Origin of the sequence: Streptomyces sp. CC228A (assembly GCF_021390935.1) — a bacterium.
Taxonomy (GTDB): domain Bacteria; phylum Actinomycetota; class Actinomycetes; order Streptomycetales; family Streptomycetaceae; genus Streptomyces.
The window spans coordinates 245,112-262,737 of record NZ_JAJPUI010000005.1; the positions used below are offsets into that span (position 1 = coordinate 245,112).

The window sequence follows — 17,626 nt, forward strand, 5'->3', positions numbered from 1 at the left end:
TTCATGGATCCGATGCTGAAGGATCTGCGGGAGTGGCTGCTGCGGGAGCACTCCGGGACGGTCTGTGCCGACCGGCTCCGCGTGATCGCGGATGAACTCGCCGACCTGACCGCCCGCCGTCTGCCGGGCGCCGTGGTGGAACTCGGCTGCTACAGGGGCGCGATGGCCCTCTGGATCCGTAGCGTGCTCGACTCACTGGGCGACCGCGACCGCGAGATCCACGTCTACGACTCCTTCCAGGGCATGCCCGCGCCCGGCGCCGAGGACTCGGACCATCTGGCGGCGGGCGAGCTCCGGTCGTCCCCCGACGACGTGCGCGCCACGCACGCGGCCTGGGGCAGGCCGGCGCCGTTCATCCATCCGGGATGGTTCGACGAGACCCTTCCCAAGGAGCTGCCCGACGAGATCGCGTTCGCCTACCTGGACGGCGACTTCTACGGCTCCACCCTCACGGGGCTCACGCACTGCGTCACCCGCCTGGTGCCGACGGGCGTGTTGCTCGTCGACGACTACGCGGACACGGCGGTCAACCCGCGAGCCTGGGACGGGCTCCCAGGGGTGAAGCGCGCCTGCGACGCGTACTTCGGCGTGCCGTCGCGCGTGACCGTCGTCGTCGGTGAGGGCGATCTCGCCTTCGGCCGGTACGAGAAGCCGGAGTTCCTCCGATGAGCGCTGTCCTGGTGTTACGCGGTGCGGCGGACGCTAGCGCGATCCGCCGCGCCCTGCCCGATGTCCTCGTACACGAGTTGCCGGACCTGAACGCGCCTCTGCCCGCCCACGCGACCGTGCTCGTCCTGCGTTCCGGCGTCCGTCTCGGCGAGCGGGAGCTCGACGCGCTTCCTCGCCTTCAGCACGTCGTACGGACGGGCTCCGGAATCGACCACATCGACGTGAACGCCCTCCGGCACCGTGGCATCACGCTGCACCGCAACGCCGAGGCCGGCGCGGACGCCGTGGGCGAGTGGGTCCTCGCCGCTGCCCTCGCCCTGGCCCGGCGGATCCCCTTGGGGCAGCACGCGCTACTGCTCGGCCAGCACGAGAAGCAGGCGTGCATGGGTACGTCACTCGGCACCCTGGCCGCCGGGATCTGGGGCGCGGGCCCGGTGGGGCTGGCCGCCGACTGGGCCCTGGCCCCCTTCATGGGCCGGACGGCCTTCGCCGCGTGGCCGTCGAACCCTCCCGGTCTGCGGGAGCTGTCGCCGTCAGCCCTCATGGAGCAGTCGCAGGTACACGTGATCGCTCTGCCGCTGCGTCCCACGACCGAGCAGCTCATCGGCGAGGACTTCCTCGCACGCGTCGCTCCGCAGCGGCCTCTGCTCATCTGCGCAGGGCGGCTGGAGACCCTCGACGTCGCGGCCTGCCTGCGGGCGCTGGCGCACGGGAGGCTCTCGGGCCTCGCCCTCGACCCGGTAGAGCGGAAACATCTGCCGCTCCTCACCGACTCCACGACGCCGCTCAACCTCCTGGCCTCACCTCACATAGGTGCCCAGCGGTCCGACGTGCGCGGCGCGCTCGACATATGGGCCACAGATCTCCTCAGGGAGATCACCGCTGACAGCAAGATCCTGATCGAGGGAGGCCACCGGTGAACCCATCGACACGACTGCGCCGGGAGATCGCCGACAGAGTCGCCCAGGCACTGCTCGCGTCCGGCGAGGCCCGCGAGGTCTGGCTGGAGGGAGCCCTCGCCTGCGGCTTCGCCCACGCGGCGAGCGACATCGACCTGCGTGGCATCGTGGAAGGCACCCTACCGGCGTGGGAGTCACGCATCGTGGATGGCGTCCGTGTCGACCTCCAGGCGACGGCGCCGCAGCGGGCGGAGGAACTCCGCTACCTGCTCCGCTCCTTCGACGTCCACCGCGACGACCTCGGATCGTTCCGACGGGTACGCGCCTCGATGCACGACCTCATGTGCCTGCGCACCGCTCTCTCGTACGGCTCCGGACGCTGGGGCCCGGTGCTCGATCCCGAGGAGCGCCAGGGCTACCGACGCTGGGCGGTCGCCGACCAGGCCGAGGTCGCAGCGAGCCTCGCCGAGGACCTGACCGGCCTCGTCGCGGACGGCCTGGCCGAACCCGTCGGCGTCGTTTGCCGGAAGCTGGCGACCTGCCTCACCGCGCTCGAGTGCGCGGCGGCCGGGCATCCGGTCCTGAGCGACAAGTGGCTGCCGCTTCTTGCCAGCGCTCCGTCCCGTCCGCCGATCGACCCGGCCCACGCGGAGACGTGGGAGTGGTTCCGTCCAGTTCAGCGGCGCGTGACCAGAGCGCTCCTGGACTGCTGGCCCGTCAACGACCCGCTGCGGACGCCTCCCAACCTGGGTGCCCCTGACGCTGGCTGGCTGCCCCAGCGATACGCCGACGGATGGTTCCTTCGCCGCGGCGACGTCCACGTCCCCGTCACCGGCGGACAGCTCCTCGGGTGGCTGTCCACAGTCTCCACCGATGGCGCGTAGACCACGCCTCTCCTCCTCGGGAGTCCTCTGATGCCCGTCACCCGCACCTCACCTATCGACCTGGAGAGTCTCTACGCCCCGCTGTCGAGCACCGGGCCGGACACGGCCGTCTCCGTCATCCTCAAGCTCCGGGGAGAGACCTGCGACATCGACTGCCTTTACTGCTTCGAGAAGCGCAAGGAGTCACCGGGCGGCGCCCGGATCAGCGCGGCACAGGTCCACCGCCTCGGTGCGATCTTCTCCGGGCGTCCACTCAGCGTCGAACTCCACGGCGGGGAGCCCCTGACCGCCGGCCGGGAACGGATCGCGGAGGTCCTGGACGCGCTCGCCGCACAGCCGAACGTCATCCGCGTGAGCCTCCAGACCAACGGCCTCCAGCTCGACGACGCCTGGCTGGACCTGTTCGAGCGGCACTACCCAGAGCTGGAGATCGGCCTCTCCCTCGACGGGGACGCGCTCGGGAACTCGTGGCGCGTCGGCTACGACGGCCGCCCCACGTACCCGCGAGTGGTCGAAGCCCTGGAACTCCTCGGGCGTCGGGAACGCCGCGCCGGCGTCATCTGCGCCGTCACCCCGTACGTCCTCGGCCGGGCCTCCGAGATCATGAAGCACCTCGCCTCCTTCCCCTCTGTGACGACGGTCAGCCTGGTGCCGTGCTTCGACGCGGCGGTCACCCGGTCGACCACGGTGGCCGGATCCCGCACGCCGACGAGCCGGGCACTCCAGCGACGGGCCATCGGCCCAACCGGCCCGGCCTGGGCCATCACGCCACGTCAGTACGCCGACTTCGTGCTGGAGGCCGCCCACCACTGGGTCGCCAGCGGCCTGTTCCGCCGCGTCAAGCTGGAGCCCGTCGTCTCCGTCATCCGCCGCCTGAGGGGTCTACAAACCCGCTCCTGTCACTTCTCCGACCTGAAATGCGACCACGTCCTCACCCTCTATCCCGATGACCGCCTGGGAAGCTGCGACGAACTGCCCTGGCCTCAGGCCGGCCTGGCCGCGCTCGGCGACGTGCACGCTGAGGCGGACGTGGCCGGCGCCCAGGGCGGCTCTCCCCTGCTTCAGCAGGCACGCTCCCTGGTCACGAAGTGCACGACCTGCGACTACCGCGACACCTGCGGCGCGGGCTGCCCGGCGGTCCGCCTCCGCTTCGCCGCCGCAGGCGACGAAGACGCCTACTGCGACCACCGCATGCGCCTGATCGACGGCGTCGCCGCCCTACTCGCCCAGCCGGACCTCCCGCCCGCTGCCTCCTGTTCCCGGCTGCGCTGGCGTCCCGTCCACCCCAACGACATGCACCACGTCGCTGCCTTCCTGACCCGCTGGGACGACCACACCGTGCCCCGCACGCCCGCGCGTCTCCAGGTCAGCGCCAGCGGGAACATCAACACTGTCGGCCTCCCCGGCGTACACGAGGCAGACGATCTCGACCCCCACCACCCCCAGTGGCACGAGGGCATCGAGCCCGGCGTCCGCCCTGTCGTCGACGCGCTCACCGCGGGATGGAACGCCGTCACCTACGACAGCTGCCAGGGCCACCCCTACGCCGACCTCCCCCGAGCCGAGCCCCGCTTCCTCTCGGTCGGCATCCTGCCGCGCGACCGCGCCGAGTACGCGCTTACAGCGGCACGCCTGTGCCGTGCCACCAGCCGAGCCGATTCCTCCCTGCCCAGGGCGTGTTCGTTGGTCCTCGGTCGCAGCGAGCTCACGTGCCGCACTACCGGCCGGGTGTATCCGACGCTCGACCTCCATCTCGTACCCGCTGCCGGCACCACGCCTGCCGAGTACTTCGAGCACCTCGCCCAGGCAGCGCACGTACTCACAGAGGCCCTGGCCGAGGCCGCCTCTGCCCCAACGTCCACCCTCTGCGCCTGCGCGACCGAAGCCCACTCCAGCGATGGAGGCGAGCAGTGATCCACATCGCCGAGACGCTATCCATCCGTACCGTGGAGGGCTTCCTCAAACCGGACGAGACCGAGCGACTCAGCCTCATCATGGACGACGCTCTCGGCTCACCCGGACGCGACCGATACGGCACGGACCGCCGCACCACCATCCACGAGATCCCCGGCCACTCCCCCGCCGAGGCGCAGGACGTCTACGAGCCGGCCGGCCGGATCGAGATGACCGACATCCCGTACGAGGCAAGCGTCCTCCTCGACCAGGCCCTGAAGCTGCACATGGCCGCCATCACGCGCACGCTGCCGTCGGTAACCGGCCACCGGCCGTGGATCTACCTCGAGTACGGCGCCGGCCAGTACATCACCCCGCATGCAGACGGCATCGCTCCCAATCCGCTCGCCCGTCCCCGCCAGATCGCCGCCGCGACGGTCACGCTCACGGACATCCACGACACCGGCGGCGCGTTCTACGTGGAGACCACGGGCAGCGACGCCATCTGGACCGCCGACGAGGCGCCGCCCGAGTCGGGTTACGCCCCGGGTATGCGCTTCGCACACGACGGGACGGACATGTCCTCCCCCTGGTTCCGCAACATGCCGCGCACTCGGTGGAGCGTCGCCCCCTCTCCGGGAACGCTCGTGGTCTTCGGCAGCCAGCTCGTCCACGGCACCGAACCGGTCCGCACCGGCCGCGTCCGCAAGTTCCTGACGCTATTCGTCTCCGAGTAAGGAGCCATGCAGCCATGACCGGCCCTCGCGGCCCGCCCGCACCCGCCATTCACCTCAACCCACGGCCCCGACCAGAGGAGAGAGCGAGCAGTGGCAGAAGACAAGACGTTCGACGAGTTCCTGGAGGCGGTCGCGTCCCTGCGCGACAGCGACCCCGTGCGCACCACCGCGCACACCTCCAACGCGGCCACCGAGACCTGGCTGGCCACCACGGTGCAGCCCGACGCCGCTGAGCCCACCACCGAGTCCTGACCGCCACGGGGCCGGGCCCGTCCCGGTCCGGCCCCGTTCCACCCCCGGAGCCCCAGATGAGCGCCCTCTCCCCGGAAGCCCTGGTCACTCTCGACGGCATCGCCGACCACCAGCGCCTGCGGACCGGCCGTATCGCCTCCGTACTCGGCAACCGCCTCGGCCCGTCCGCCCTCGACTACGCCGTCGCCCACCACCTGCTCGAAGGGGCCGAACACGCCGCGCGCGCCCGGGGCGCGGACCGCCTGGCCTGGTACCGCCGTACGACGGTGCGAGACCTGACCCACCTGTCCGCCGGCCCGCACATCGTGCTCAGCCCACCCCCCGAGGACCTGCTCCGCTCGGAGATCTCCGAAACCGCCTACTACCTCGTCGGCCCCGACACCGCCCCTGCCCCACCCGAGGCCCGCGGCCTCGTTCGTGCCGCGCTCGCCTCCGCGACCGAGCACGGCTTCCGCCCTCTGCTCACCCAGCACGCCCCCGTCATCTGCCTGCTCCACCGCCGCCGGCTCGACGAGACCCTCCACAGCTGGGCCCTCACCCGCCTCCCGGGCACCGTCTTCACCGACTACACCGCGCACCCCGAGGTCCTGGCCCGCGACCTCATCCACGAGGCCGCCCACAACTGGCTCAACGACGCCCTTGCCGCGCACGACGTGAGCCTCCCCGCCGACGTCACCTTCTTCTCCCCCTGGCGGGAAACCCCTCGCCCTGTCTACGGCTTCCTGCACGCGTGCTGGGCCTTCTCCCTCACCGTGCTGTACGCGCGGCAGGCCCGCCGCAGCGCCACGGGGGCCGTGGCCTCCTTTCTTGACGCCCATCTGCGCCAGCAGGAGGGACAGTTCGCCTCTGCACTCGATTCGCTGGCCGAGGCGCTCTCATATGTCTCCGCTGACGCGCTCCGCGATCGCGTCAGCCGTGCCGTAGGCAAGGCCGTCGAATCCGCGTAACCCCGGGGGCTATCCGAGCACTCCCACCCCGACGGCGCGCGCCGTAACAAGGGTGCGAGTGAAGTTCCTGATCAATAGAATCGCCCCTTCAAATCTCGTACTGGTCAGGCCAGTTGTCCGACGCAGGAGCGTATAGGCGCCATGAGCCGTTTGAGTGAGTCCGTCACCCGTGTCATGCACATCCTCGATGGAGCGGACCTGGGCGCGGACTATACGGTCGCGCAGCTGCTCGGCGAGACAACAGCAAGGCGCTCCCTCGACCTCTCCGACCTCTCCCCCAAGGAGCAAGCCGCCCTGGTCGAGAGACGGGCGATCAACCTGATCCCCTCGGCCGCCGTGCTCGCCGAGAAGATCGAGGCCGCGCAGGCTGCGGGACGGCCGTTCGTCGTCAAGTACGGCATCGACCCGACCTCGCCCGACGTCCACCTCGGCCACGCGGTTCCGATCATCATCGCCAGCCGGTTCCAGCGGATGGGTCACCACGTCGTCTTCATCATCGGCGACGTCACCGCCAAGATCGGCGACCCGTCAGGCCGCTCCTCGGAACGGCCGGCCCTCACCGACGAGGACATCGCCCGCAACCTGAGCGGCTACCAGCAGCAGGTAACGCCGTTCATCGACTTCCAGCGTGGCGACCTGCGCTTCAACGGCGAGTGGCTGAACAAGGTCACCCTGCCGGAGCTCGTCGCGGTCCTCGCCCGGGTGCCGGTCTCCATGTCACTCCAGCGCGAGGACTTCCGTACCCGGCTCGCCGAGGGCCACGGGCTGTCCGTCGCCGAATTCGTCTACTCCGTCGTCATGGCGTGGGACTCGGTGGCCATCGACGCCGACGTCGAACTCGGCGGCGTGGACCAGCTGCTGAACCTCCAGATGTGCCGCAAGGTCATGGAGATCTCGGACCAGACCCCCGAGGTCGTCATCACCACCCCGCTCATCGAGGGCACCGACGGCACGGGCACCAAGATGAGCAAGAGCAAGAGCAACTACGTGGGCCTCACGGCGTCGCCGGACGACGTCTACGGCCGGCTGATGTCCATCCCCGACCACCTCACCGAGCCGTACCTCCAGCTGCTCACCGAGTGGACGGACGACGAGATCCGCGTGGTCACCAAGCGCCTGGAGGAGGGAACCGCGCACCCGATGGCGATCAAGCGGATCCTCGCCGGCGAAGTGGTGGCCGCTCTCCACAGTCTGGACGCCGCTGCCGCCGCCCGCGCGGAGTTCACAGCGCGCTTCTCCAAGCGCTCCTTCGGTGACACCCAGAACCTCCCCATCGTCTCCCTGAAGGACCACGCCGAGGACACGCTCGGAGCTCTGATCAGCCGCACGCTGGACTTCGCTCCCAGCATCTCCGCCGTGCGTCGCGTGGCCCAGCAGAACGGCCTCCGCCTCATCCGCGAGTCGGACGGAGAGCAGCAGACCACGCAGCTCACGGAGGCTTCCGTCCAGCAGACGCTCAGCGCGGTCGTGAGCGAGGTCGGGGCACTCGACGGTGTCGAGCTCTACCTCAAGGTGGGTCGCAAGGTCGCCCGCATCGACGCCTGAGACTCAGACCCGGCGCCGACCCACCCGTCCGGGTCGGCGCCGTTCTGTTTGGTGGTGAAGGTGTAGAGCCGACTGGAGGCGTATCGCGTCCTTGTCACCAGGTTGGGGTGCCACAGTCGTGGCATGACAGAGCCTACTTCTGGACCGTCTCCCGACGAAGAGTTGCATCAGCTCGTCGGAGCGGTGGCGGTGGAAGCCGCTCGTGCGGAGTTTGCCCTGCGTCGACTGCTGGTGGGACTCCTTGACTCGCAGTACGCCGAGCTCATCGCCGCGGGACGAGGCACGGACCAGCTGATTGACGACTGTCGCGCACTGGTCGATGTGAACATCGCCCTGGAAGGTAGTGAGAGAGCCAAAGCGCGCAACCTGCTCGCGGACATGAAGAGGCTCAACACGACGCGGAACAGGCTGGTCCACAGCATCCTGGCGATCGACCAATCCCCAGGTGCGCCGGAGGACTCTCCCCAGGTCACAGCGCTGTATAGCAAGCATCGTCGTCCGGATCTATCCCAGACGATCACATTGGACGCCGCTCAGCAGGTCCCCAAAGAGCTGCGACAGGTCGGCGACGCACTGCTGCTGTGGACGTTCGCGAACCTGCCCGCCGCCACGCGCCAGCAGGTCCTCCCGCCGCAGTAGGGGCTGAACGCGAGGGCCGGGGCTTTGGATGGCGAGTGGGGCCCATCGCCGGCCTTGAGAGTGCCCTCCAGGTCATCCAGCGCGTCGTACACCCCGCCCGGCATCAGCCACCCCGGTCGTACTCTGCGGACCGCGCCGCCCGTACAGGCTTCTTCCTGCACACGTCCCGATGTACGGACGGGGATCCGCCACGCCGTTGGATCCGCACACGGATACTCGCCCGAATGCGAACGGCAGTAGGTGAGGACACCCTGGGCACAGGCGAGTTGCGGACCGACTCGGCGTCCGGCCGATCGGTCACGCGGCGAGTTCGGTCTCCCCGCGTCCGCCGTCCGGGACGATACCCAGCAGGCGGTGCAGGTCCGCCGTGACCACGCGGTACGCGTTGCCGAGCTTGAGGACCGTGACCGGGTACTCGCCCCGCTTCGCCAGCGCGTATCCCGTACTGCGGCCGATCGTCAGCGCCTTGTTCGCCGTGTCGAGGTCGACGGCAACAGGCAGAGCGAGCAGTTCCTCGCGAGCCATCCCCCTGACAGCCTTGCACGCAGCCATGACACATCCCATCGAGAAAAGTTGCTCTGACAGCAGAACGAGTATCATGGATGTTGTGGCCACATATTTTCTCGACGTAAGTTGCAGCTATGACGAACCCTGATTGGTCCCCGAGCTTCACCGCCCGCGTCGCCGAGCAGCTACGCCGGGCCCGTAAGGCCGCCGGCCTCACCGTGGCGGAGGCCGGCGAGGCGTGCGCCTCCCTGGGACTCCCGGTCCCGAAGACGACGATCACGAACCTGGAGACCGGACGCCGCAGCTCGATCGACCTCGCGGAGTTCCTCGTCCTCGCCGAGGTCTACAAGGTTCCGCCGATCAGCCTGCTGTTCCCGCTGGGCACCGACGCCTCGGTTTCCGTGCTCCCCGGCAGGGAGGTCCCGACGTGGGAGGCGGTCTCCTGGTTCACCGGCGAGACCCCTCTCGACAAGCCCGCCCCCGAGGGGTCCGCCCGGGACGTGCTCGACACCTACCGCTCCCACAGCGACGCCGTGACCACCGCACTGGCGTCCACCCGGCTCGCGAAGGAGCGGCGTCGGAAGGCCAGCGTCACCCTCGACGCCGCCCGCCGCGACGCCCTCCTCGAAACCGCGGCCTCGTACGAGCAGCTCGCGTTCGACGACTGCAGCGAACTTCGCGAGTTCCGGAACGCGATGCGTGAGCGCGGGCTGGTCCCCCCTGCTCTGCCCGCTGACCTCACGTTCGTCGACAACCCCGAGGACTAGCGTTGCCGAGCACCACCACGTCCGGCGGCGCCGTCACACGCCGCTGCTCCTGCCGAAACCCCGAGACCGGCAAGAACTACGGCAAGTCGTGCCCCAAGCTCACCAACCGGCGCCACGGCACCTGGTCCATACGCCACGAACTGGCCAACCGACCCGACGGCACCCGCCGGGAGTTCCGCCGCAGCGGCTTCGAGTCCTCCGCCGAGGCCACCAAGGAACTGAACAAGGTCCGCGCACTGCTCGCCATTCCCGACGAGGACGACCCCGCCGGTCATCTCGCGGTCAGCGACATGCTCGAGACCTGCGCCAAGAGCAAGGAGCCGCTGCCGGACTACGACGAGACGCGCCGGCGCTACTCCACAGGCCAGAGCCTCCATTCCAAGATCACTGTCGCGGACTGGCTCGACGAGTGGCTGGCGGGCAAGAAGCGGCTGCGCTCCACGTCCCTCAAGCGCTACGAGAGCGACGTACGGGTACACCTCAAGCCCCACCTGGGACACCTGCGGCTCGACCGGCTCCGCGTCGCCGACCTGGACAGGATGTTCGAGGCCATCAACGACGCGAACGTCGAGATCATCGAGCAGAACGCCCTACGGCGAGCAGCCCTGAACGAGCTGAAGACCATCCCCTGGAAGGGCGCGGAGAACCGAGCCCGTCGCAAGTGGCTCAAGGCATCCATCGACGAGATGCCGTCCTTCCGCAAGCCCACCCGCACCAACAGCCAGCACACGATCAAGCGCACCCTGCGCGCCGCCCTCAACACCGCGATCGCCCAGCAGATCATCCCGCCTTTCAACCCCGCCGAGCATGTGGAACTGAACCCGGCCTCGCGCGCGAAGGCCATGGTTTGGACCGCCGAGCGGGTACGCCACTGGAAGCGGACCGGGGAGAAGCCCAGCCCCGTCATGGTCTGGACGCCGGAGCAGACCGGCGCCTTCCTCGACCAGGTCGCCGCGCACCGCCTCTACACCCTCTGGCACCTGATCGCCTTCCGAGGGCTGCGCCGTGGCGAAGCCTGCGGGCTGCGCTGGATGGACATCGATCTCGCTCACCACTCGATGACCGTCGCCACCCAACTCGTCCAGTCCGGCTGGCAGGTGCACGAGGCAGCCCCGAAGACCGACAGCGGGGAGCGCCTGGTCGCTCTGGACGCCGAGTCGGTCGACTCGCTCCGCGAGCACCAGAAGCGCCAGCGCAAGGAGCAGGCCCGCTGGGGCTCGGCCTGGAAGACGACCGGCCGTGTCTTCACCGAGGACGACGGCGCCCTCCTCCACCCGGCCAAGGTCTCGCTCACGTTCACGCGCGAGCTCGAAGCCGCCGGCCTGCCCCCGGTCCGCCTTCACGACCTACGGCACGGTGCCGCGACGCTCGCGCTCGCCGCTGGAGTGGACATCAAGATCGTGTCGGAGATGCTCGGCCACTCGGACACCCACATCACCCGGGACATCTACCAGTCCGTCCTGGACGACCTCGCCCGCGAGGCCGCCGAGGCGGTCGTGAAACTCGTCCCCCGCCAACGACGCCCCCGCGCAACGAGGAAGAGCGAGCCGCCTCACGAAGCGACCGGGCGAACCGCCTGACGTTCCGCCGGTTCACGACGACGCCCCTGGCTTGGCCTCTCCACCAAGCCAGGGGCTGGCGCACCGCGCGTCGGCGGCCGACAGACTTGTTGCCCGCCTCAGTTCCTCGAAAGAGCCACTGCGACGGGTTGTCTCACCGCACTCCTCGCCGGAAGCACCGTTGCCAGTACACCGATCGCCACGGCCAGCAGGGTAGAGCCCGCCAGCTGTGCGGCGGAGGGAAGGGCGATCACCGTGGCCTCGGGCGTTGTCACCACAGCGGCGATGCCCGCTGCCGCCACGAGGCCCACGACCAAGCCGACCACAGCGCCGACGACCGACATGAGCAGCCCCTCCGCCGCGAGCATCAGACGCAGCTGCCCACGGGTGAGCCCGAGGGCCCGCAGTACCGCGGATTCTCCGGTGCGCTCCATGACCTGCAGGGACAGCGTGTTCGCGAGGTTGAACATGGCGATGAGCAGCGAGAGGGCCAGCAGGCCCCACAGGAGCTGCCGCAGGTCGTCCACATCCTTGCTCTGCTCACTGAGCCCGTTCTGGGCGCTTGTCGCGATCACCGTCTCGTGCCCCTGCGTCGCCCGTTCCACCGCTTGGCGGACCTCTGCCGCGCTCGCGCCCTGCTTCGCCGACACCAGCAGGAAGCCGCTCGGTGCGGCATCCGGAACGAACTGTGCGAAGTCGTCGTCGAGAACGGTGAAGGGACCGAGCGGAGACATGTCGTCAAGCAGGGCGACGACCCTCAGATTCCGCTCGATTCCACTGCGCGTCATGCGAGCGGTCACCGCGTCGCCTACGCGCACGTGCAGCTTCTGTGCCAGTCCCTGGCTGACCGCGACCGTGCCGGGGCGGAGATCCGCCAGTGTCCCCTGATCGGCCCGAGGGGCCAGATCGCGGACCGAGGAACCCACCCCTGACACCCGGACCGTCCTGCCGTTCACCTCGGCTTCTGTGGTGATGCCGCCGGGCCGGACTCGCACCGTGCCGGCGATCGCGTCACCGGCGGCGAGGGCCGTGGTCACTTCGTCAGGGACAGCGTGCGCAGGTGTGCTGGTGCGCAGGGTGTACGCGAACGGCTGGCTCCTCGTGTACTGCCTCTCAAGCGAATCCGACATCGCGCCGGTCACGGTCCCGACCACGGTCACCAGTGCCATTCCGATCGTCAGCGCGGCCGTGGTCGTTGCCGTGCGATGCGGATTGCGCCGCGCGTTCTCCCCGGCCAGGCGCCCCAGGGTGCCGCCGGATCGTGCCACGAACTCGATCAGGCGGGGCGCGAACAGGGGCCCTGCCATGAGTGTGGCGAGCAGAGTCGCGAACGCGCCGACCCCCGCCGCCGTCGGGGCGAGGCCGGCGGAGTTCGCCACGGTGGCGTAGGACAGTGCGGCGATGCCCACAAGGGCGAGACAGCCCGCGGACACCAGCCTGCGACGGCGGGCCTCCCGGACCAGTGGATCGGCCAGGCGCATGGCCGCCAGGGGAGACGTACGCGCCGCTCGCCGCATCGGCATCAGGACGGACAGGAGCGTGACCACGATCCCCGTGGCCAACGCCAGGACGACGACTCGGGGAGCGAGGCCCAGTGATGCCTGCTCGGCACCCCGCACACCGATGTCGGCGAAGCCCGTGCGCAGGAGCAGGGCGGCGAGCCCCATGCCCAGTGCCAGGCCGAGTAGGGCGGCGACCAGACTCACCACGAGGGCCTCGGCGAGCACGATCAGGCCCACCTGCCGTCGGGTCGCTCCGATGCAGCGCAGCAGCGCGTTGTCACGCAACTTCTGCGCGACAAGCACCCCGAAGGTGTTGTGCATCGCGAAGCCCGAGACGACCACGGCGATCGCTGCGAAGGCCAGGAGCGCGTTGGCGAAGGAGTCGACATCGGCCGCCGCTTCCGCCAGGTCGGCCTGGCGTACCTCCTCTCCGGTTCGCACCCGGTAGGACGAGCCGAGGGCGCCGGACAGGCTCCGGGCGACGGCCTCCGACGGGACGCCCGACTCTGCCAGGACGTCGATCCGGCCGTAGGCCGCCGCACCGAGCACCTTCGCGGCACCGCTGGTCGGCAGCCCGATGACCGCGGCGTCGGACAAGCGGTCATAGCGTGCGCCGAGTTCCACGAGGCCGACGACCGTGTACGGCTCGGGCCGGCCGACCCCGGACGGAGCGGGCAGGAACACCTGTCGGCCAAGCGCCATTCCGGTCAGCTGGGCCGCCCGGCGGTCCAGTACGACGTCGTGTACCCGCTCGGGAAGTCGCCCCTCCACGAGGGTGAAGCCGCTGAGTTTGGGCTCGGTGGCCAAGCCCAGCAGCACCGTGCGCTCGCCTTGGAACAACGGTCGGCCTTCGCCCCTCGTCACTCCGGTGATGGGGCCCCACAGCTCGCCTTCGGCCGCGGCCACGCCGGGCACGGCCCTGACCTTCTCCAGGAGTTCCAGCGGTACGGTGCGGGAGCCCGCCTCCGTGGCCTGTGGACTGCGCTCCACAGTAGCGCTCAGATCACGCGATTCGCGACCGAACGCGTCCTCCACCGCACCTTTCAGGGCATCCGTGACGGCGAGTGTCGCGGTGATGAAGGCCACCCCGAGCGCTACGGCCAGGACAGAGACCACCAGACGAGAGGCCCTGGACAGCGCGTTGGAGAGAGCGAGGCGGAACATCTATGCGGTCTCCAGCTTCTTCCAGGCATCGAGCACGGACTCCCGTGTGGGCTCCGCCAGTTCGCTGACGATCTTGCCGTCCACCAGAAACACCACGCGATCCGTGACCGACGCGGCGTCTATGTCATGCGTCACCATGACGATCGTCTGGCCGAGATCCCGCACCGATGAGCGGAGCAGATCGAGGAGTTCACCGCCTGTGGCGCGGTCCAGACTGCCGGTCGGCTCATCGGCGAACACGACGTGGGGCCTGGTGACCAGCGCACGGGCGACCGCCACGCGTAGCCGCTGTCCGCCGGACAGCTGATCGGGTCTGCGCTCCAGGAACGCACTGATCCCCAGGACGTCGACGATCCTGTCGAACCAGTCCTGATCGGCCTTGCGCCGGCCGAGCATCAAGGGGACGAGGATGTTGCGGCGTGCGGTCAACGACGGGAGCAGGTTGAGGGCCTGGAAGACGAAGCCGACCTTCTCCCTGCGCAGCAAGGTCAGCTGTCGGTCCGACATACGGGTCAGGTCCTGCTCGCCCAGCATCACCTGGCCGCTGCTCACCTGGTCGAGGCCGGCCAGGCAGTGGAGCAACGTGGATTTTCCGGAGCCCGAGGGCCCCATGACGGCAGTGAACTCACCCGCGGCGAAACTCGCCGTGACGTTGTCGAGAACCTGGACCTCGGTCGCGCCCGCCCCGTAACTCTTGCTGATGCCGGTGGCGCTGACGGCCGCCGCAGCCTGGTCGCGTGTCACCCTTGTCCTCCCTTTCCGGGCACGGTGATTCCGCGTGCCTGCCATTCACGGAGTTTGCGGCCGGCCAGCTCGGAGGCGAGAAACTCGAGCCTCCTGGCGTCCGCCCCGAACAGACGGTTGCAGTGCATGTGAAGGACGGACGCGGCCACCGACATCTGGTCGTACGAGTCCAGGACGGACGCGAGGCTCTCAAGGGCCGAGCCGGTCGCCGGGTCCATCGTGTGGTCGGCGAGGTGCGCGTCCAGCTTCGCACGGTGCTCGCGGAAGAAGAGTCCGTGGCGGTTCCCGGTCTGCTGGAAGGTCAGCCCCAGTCCGGACTGGTGGCGTCGGAGGAAGGTCTGACGCTCCTCGAACGTGGCGAAGAGGATCGAGGCCCAGTGGAGCATGTCACCCACGCACGCGTAGAGCCGGGTCGCCTCGTCGATGCCGCTGCCGACGAAGCGGGCCACCGCGTTGCTGTCCGCGGTGAACAGCGACTCGGCATGCTCGAGTCCCCGTCGGCCGCCGTACCGGGCGACCTCAGGCACGTAGTCGTCCAGCACGGCACGCACGATCAGTCCCGACGCCTTGAGCTGAGCGCCGAGTTCGTCCAGGGCGGCGACGACCGCAGGACGGTCGGCGGCCGTGGTCGGCAGTATGCGTACCCGGATGTGGTGGCCCTCGTCGTGATAGCGCAGGTAGAACCACTTCCGGATCACTCCAGTGGCCGTTAGTTCCCGGGCGAGCCTGGCGGCCTGCGCGACGGTCGCGTCCCCGCTGGAGGAGCCGCAGTAGTACTTGGCGTACACCCACGAGGCGCCAAGTCCGGGGTCGAAGAGCGTTTCCGTCCTCGCGGGCCGTTGACGGGAGGGCAGGCCCGGCCGTGTCCGCTGCAGCGGCACTACGATCTCCGTCACGTGGCGTCCTGTCGCGCTCGACGCCACCGGGCTCTCCACCTGCGGCAGTTCGACGAGTTCGACCCTGGCCGAGCGGACTTCCCGGTGCAGTCCTGCGAGGATGGACTGGGGCGACGTCACGTCGACGGGCAGCACGCGGTCGTCCGTCCCGACGCCGATCCACCGGCGGTCGCCGAAGCCGGGCAGCAGCTCGCGCAGTCTGCCGCCGGAGTCGCGGGCGGCCAGCGCCTTCCTGACGTCCTCGCCCGACACGGTCCAGGTCTCCGGGGAGACGATCACCGATCCGCAGGTGAGCCGCGGCAGGTGCGACAGGTGCTGCAGCGGCCCCCACGACCAGCCGATGGCGCCGGGCGACACGAGCAGGCCCAGGAAGCTGTACACGGGATCGACAGCGGGGGCCGTGACGTTGTGCGCGCTGTTGGTCTCCACGACGACATCTCGTCCCGAGACCCGGTCACGCAGCCGCATCACGCCGTTCTCCAACCGGATCAAGAGCCGGTCGAGCGTGATCGTGCCGTCGCCGGCACCGGTGAGCGCGATCTCCTCGTCGTGCAGTCGTGGCCGCAGCAGCACGTTGCTGATGCGTCCTTCGGGCGCGTACACCAGCTCGGCGTGTATCGGCCCGTCCTCCCGCTCCGCCTCGACGTGTCGCCAGTGCTGCAGAGCGTCTTCCAACTCGGGGCGGCCCAGGGCGAAGCGTCCGACAAGGGCCATGGGACTGCGCTGGTAGCCGGCCGACAGCAGACTGCGGAAGCGCCCCTCGTGGTCGTCGAGCAACGCGGCCAGCAGGCCGCGCGCGGAGGTGTGTTCCGCCTGGGGGAAATCCGCCAGGTCCACCGGCTGCCCCGTCCGGAGCCACAGGTCCAGGACCTGGCGGACGCCTGCGGGTAACGCGGCTTCGTGGGGCGCCGGGGAGCCGTCGATCCCGGCGCTGCGGGCCAGTGGGGACAGCGTCCGCTCGCCGGGGCGCAGTATGCCGTTCTCCAGGTCCAGTGCCTGCAGCAGGGGAACCTCGGCATCCTCGTAACGCTGTTCGAACGCCTGGCGGAACTCGACGAGATACGTGGGAGGCGGCAGCAGCAGCTCCAGCCTGCGCACGGCGCCGACCAGTTCCTCCACCGTGCCCGCGTCCAGCTGGGCGTCCGAGGTCGCCAACTCGAGATCGAGGTGGAACCTGCGGTTCCTCGGTATGTCCGCCAGCGCGGGGGCGCACTCGGCGGCGGCGTCCCAGACCTTGTCGAGGTGATCCACAAGATCTGCGTCGAGCGGCTGGAGACCGTTGGCCTCCGTCGCCAGGACAGAGAGCGCTGAGCCGCGTGCTCGGTCCCCGATGCGCGTGAGCGCCGAGTGCGCGAGTTCCGCGGGCTCCCATCCAGGCCGAAGCAGGGCAACGTCGTACTGCAGCACGCCCGTGTCGATCAGCTGGTTCACGAAGTCGGTCAGGGCCTCGCTCGCCGTTCCGGCGAACCGGCTCGTCAGTGCGCCGACCAGTTCGCCCACGAGCAGGCTGCCGTCTCCCAGGACGTCGAGCACCGCCCGGATGGCCGGTGTGAGCCTGCCGCTGACGACGTCTGCCACCGGCCCGTCCGCGGCCGCGTAGCGCATGCTCTCGCCCACCGTGTAGAGCTTGCGGTTGCGCCGGACGGGTCGCCGCTCGGCGGAAGCCTCCTGGATCGCCTCGGTGACGAGAGAGTGCAGCAATTCGAAGTCGGTCCGTACGCGGACTTGGTGCCGGTCGCGTCCCTGCAGCGTGAGGCGCCGGCTGTCGCCGACCGTCAGCGGCGCGGTGCCGGCGAAGAGTCCGAAGGGCGTGGCACGCCCGCCCATCCTGGAGATGTACCGCACCGTGGTGGCACGGGTTCGTTCGCCCTGGTTTCCGGGGTGGGACGACGGGGAGCCCCAGGCAAGCCGAATCGCCGCTTCGACGAGCGGGTCGTGGGGATCCTCCAGGGCGATGAGCCGAGAGGCCTCCTCCACGCTGAGCAGGGCGACACGGGCGAGAGCGAAGGCGGCGACCATGCG

Annotated in this window: 15 protein-coding genes; 11 read left to right on the top strand and 4 right to left on the bottom strand. The window is 69.7% G+C overall.

Annotation, left to right across the window (positions count from 1 at the left end; all coding sequences use genetic code 11):
* The first annotated feature begins 3 nt into the window (after window positions 1-3).
* From L6E17_RS16600 to L6E17_RS16640, 9 genes are all read left to right on the top strand, one after another.
* The gene (locus L6E17_RS16600) at window positions 4-669 is read left to right on the top strand and encodes a TylF/MycF/NovP-related O-methyltransferase (protein WP_236241538.1); all 666 of its coding nucleotides are present in this window, start codon (window positions 4-6) and stop codon (window positions 667-669) included.
* Complete coding sequence (locus L6E17_RS16605; RefSeq protein WP_236241539.1) at window positions 666-1,589, top strand: D-isomer specific 2-hydroxyacid dehydrogenase family protein; 924 nt, start codon at window positions 666-668, stop codon at window positions 1,587-1,589. Before L6E17_RS16600 ends, L6E17_RS16605 begins: the two co-directional genes overlap by 4 nt.
* The gene (locus tag L6E17_RS16610) at window positions 1,586-2,452 is read left to right on the top strand and encodes a hypothetical protein (protein WP_236241540.1); all 867 of its coding nucleotides are present in this window, start codon (window positions 1,586-1,588) and stop codon (window positions 2,450-2,452) included. Before L6E17_RS16605 ends, L6E17_RS16610 begins: the two co-directional genes overlap by 4 nt.
* A gap of 30 nt (window positions 2,453-2,482) precedes the next feature.
* Entirely contained in the window at window positions 2,483-4,366 is a 1,884-nt protein-coding gene (locus L6E17_RS16615; protein ID WP_236241541.1) for a radical SAM protein, read from the top strand.
* Window positions 4,363-5,082 carry a 2OG-Fe(II) oxygenase gene (locus tag L6E17_RS16620; RefSeq protein WP_236241542.1) on the top strand — a complete coding sequence of 240 codons (720 nt, stop codon included), beginning with the start codon at window positions 4,363-4,365 and terminating at the stop codon, window positions 5,080-5,082. The genes L6E17_RS16615 and L6E17_RS16620 overlap by 4 nt, the downstream gene beginning before the upstream one ends.
* Before the next feature lie 90 nt (window positions 5,083-5,172).
* Window positions 5,173-5,334 carry a hypothetical protein gene (locus tag L6E17_RS16625; RefSeq protein ID WP_159054018.1) on the top strand — a complete coding sequence of 54 codons (162 nt, stop codon included), beginning with the start codon at window positions 5,173-5,175 and terminating at the stop codon, window positions 5,332-5,334.
* Window positions 5,335-5,390: 56 nt separating this feature from the next.
* Window positions 5,391-6,281: an HEXXH motif-containing putative peptide modification protein gene (locus L6E17_RS16630; RefSeq protein ID WP_236241543.1), complete on the top strand. Its 891-nt coding sequence runs from the start codon at window positions 5,391-5,393 to the stop codon at window positions 6,279-6,281.
* Window positions 6,282-6,422: 141 nt separating this feature from the next.
* Complete coding sequence (tyrS, locus tag L6E17_RS16635) at window positions 6,423-7,826, top strand: tyrosine--tRNA ligase (RefSeq protein ID WP_236241544.1); 1,404 nt, start codon at window positions 6,423-6,425, stop codon at window positions 7,824-7,826.
* Between the two features lie 123 nt (window positions 7,827-7,949).
* Window positions 7,950-8,465 (top strand): hypothetical protein, encoded by a 516-nt coding sequence (locus L6E17_RS16640; protein ID WP_236241545.1) that lies wholly within the window; start codon window positions 7,950-7,952, stop codon window positions 8,463-8,465.
* 297 nt (window positions 8,466-8,762) lie between these two features.
* Here the strand turns inward: L6E17_RS16640 and L6E17_RS16645 are convergent, their stop codons facing one another.
* On the bottom strand, window positions 8,763-8,990 hold the full coding sequence (locus L6E17_RS16645) for an integrase (RefSeq protein ID WP_308315886.1): 228 nt from the start codon (window positions 8,988-8,990) through the stop codon (window positions 8,763-8,765).
* A 116-nt stretch (window positions 8,991-9,106) separates the two neighbouring features.
* Between L6E17_RS16645 and L6E17_RS16650 the strand changes: the two genes are divergently transcribed.
* Window positions 9,107-9,739: a helix-turn-helix transcriptional regulator gene (locus L6E17_RS16650; protein WP_236241547.1), complete on the top strand. Its 633-nt coding sequence runs from the start codon at window positions 9,107-9,109 to the stop codon at window positions 9,737-9,739.
* A gap of 2 nt (window positions 9,740-9,741) precedes the next feature.
* Entirely contained in the window at window positions 9,742-11,319 is a 1,578-nt protein-coding gene (locus L6E17_RS16655) for a site-specific integrase (protein WP_236241548.1), read from the top strand.
* 98 nt (window positions 11,320-11,417) lie between these two features.
* Here L6E17_RS16655 and L6E17_RS16660 read toward each other — a convergent pair whose 3' ends face one another.
* The 3 genes from L6E17_RS16660 to L6E17_RS16670 are packed head-to-tail and all read right to left on the bottom strand — an operon-like array spanning window position 11,418 to window position 17,623.
* Window positions 11,418-13,964 (bottom strand): FtsX-like permease family protein, encoded by a 2,547-nt coding sequence (locus L6E17_RS16660; protein WP_236241549.1) that lies wholly within the window; start codon window positions 13,962-13,964, stop codon window positions 11,418-11,420.
* Window positions 13,965-14,708, bottom strand: coding sequence for an ABC transporter ATP-binding protein (locus L6E17_RS16665; protein WP_236241550.1), 744 nt, complete (start codon window positions 14,706-14,708; stop codon window positions 13,965-13,967). It abuts the gene before it with no gap.
* Window positions 14,705-17,623 carry a lantibiotic dehydratase gene (locus tag L6E17_RS16670; RefSeq protein ID WP_236241551.1) on the bottom strand — a complete coding sequence of 973 codons (2,919 nt, stop codon included), beginning with the start codon at window positions 17,621-17,623 and terminating at the stop codon, window positions 14,705-14,707. The genes L6E17_RS16665 and L6E17_RS16670 overlap by 4 nt, the downstream gene beginning before the upstream one ends.
* Window positions 17,624-17,626: the final 3 nt, after the last annotated feature.

Excerpts from the sequence above, each read along its gene's own strand:
- L6E17_RS16600 (WP_236241538.1), top strand. The coding sequence starts at position 4 with ATGGATCCGATGCTGAAGGATCTGCGGGAGTGGCTGCTGCGGGAGCAC.
- L6E17_RS16605 (WP_236241539.1), top strand. The coding sequence starts at position 666 with ATGAGCGCTGTCCTGGTGTTACGCGGTGCGGCGGACGCTAGCGCGATC.
- L6E17_RS16615 (WP_236241541.1), top strand. The coding sequence starts at position 2,483 with ATGCCCGTCACCCGCACCTCACCTATCGACCTGGAGAGTCTCTACGCC.
- L6E17_RS16630 (WP_236241543.1), top strand. The coding sequence starts at position 5,391 with ATGAGCGCCCTCTCCCCGGAAGCCCTGGTCACTCTCGACGGCATCGCC.
- tyrS (WP_236241544.1), top strand. The coding sequence starts at position 6,423 with ATGAGCCGTTTGAGTGAGTCCGTCACCCGTGTCATGCACATCCTCGAT.
- L6E17_RS16640 (WP_236241545.1), top strand. The coding sequence starts at position 7,950 with ATGACAGAGCCTACTTCTGGACCGTCTCCCGACGAAGAGTTGCATCAG.
- L6E17_RS16645 (WP_308315886.1), bottom strand. The coding sequence starts at position 8,990 with ATGGCTCGCGAGGAACTGCTCGCTCTGCCTGTTGCCGTCGACCTCGAC.
- L6E17_RS16650 (WP_236241547.1), top strand. The coding sequence starts at position 9,107 with ATGACGAACCCTGATTGGTCCCCGAGCTTCACCGCCCGCGTCGCCGAG.
- L6E17_RS16660 (WP_236241549.1), bottom strand. The coding sequence starts at position 13,964 with ATGTTCCGCCTCGCTCTCTCCAACGCGCTGTCCAGGGCCTCTCGTCTG.
- L6E17_RS16670 (WP_236241551.1), bottom strand. The coding sequence starts at position 17,623 with ATGGTCGCCGCCTTCGCTCTCGCCCGTGTCGCCCTGCTCAGCGTGGAG.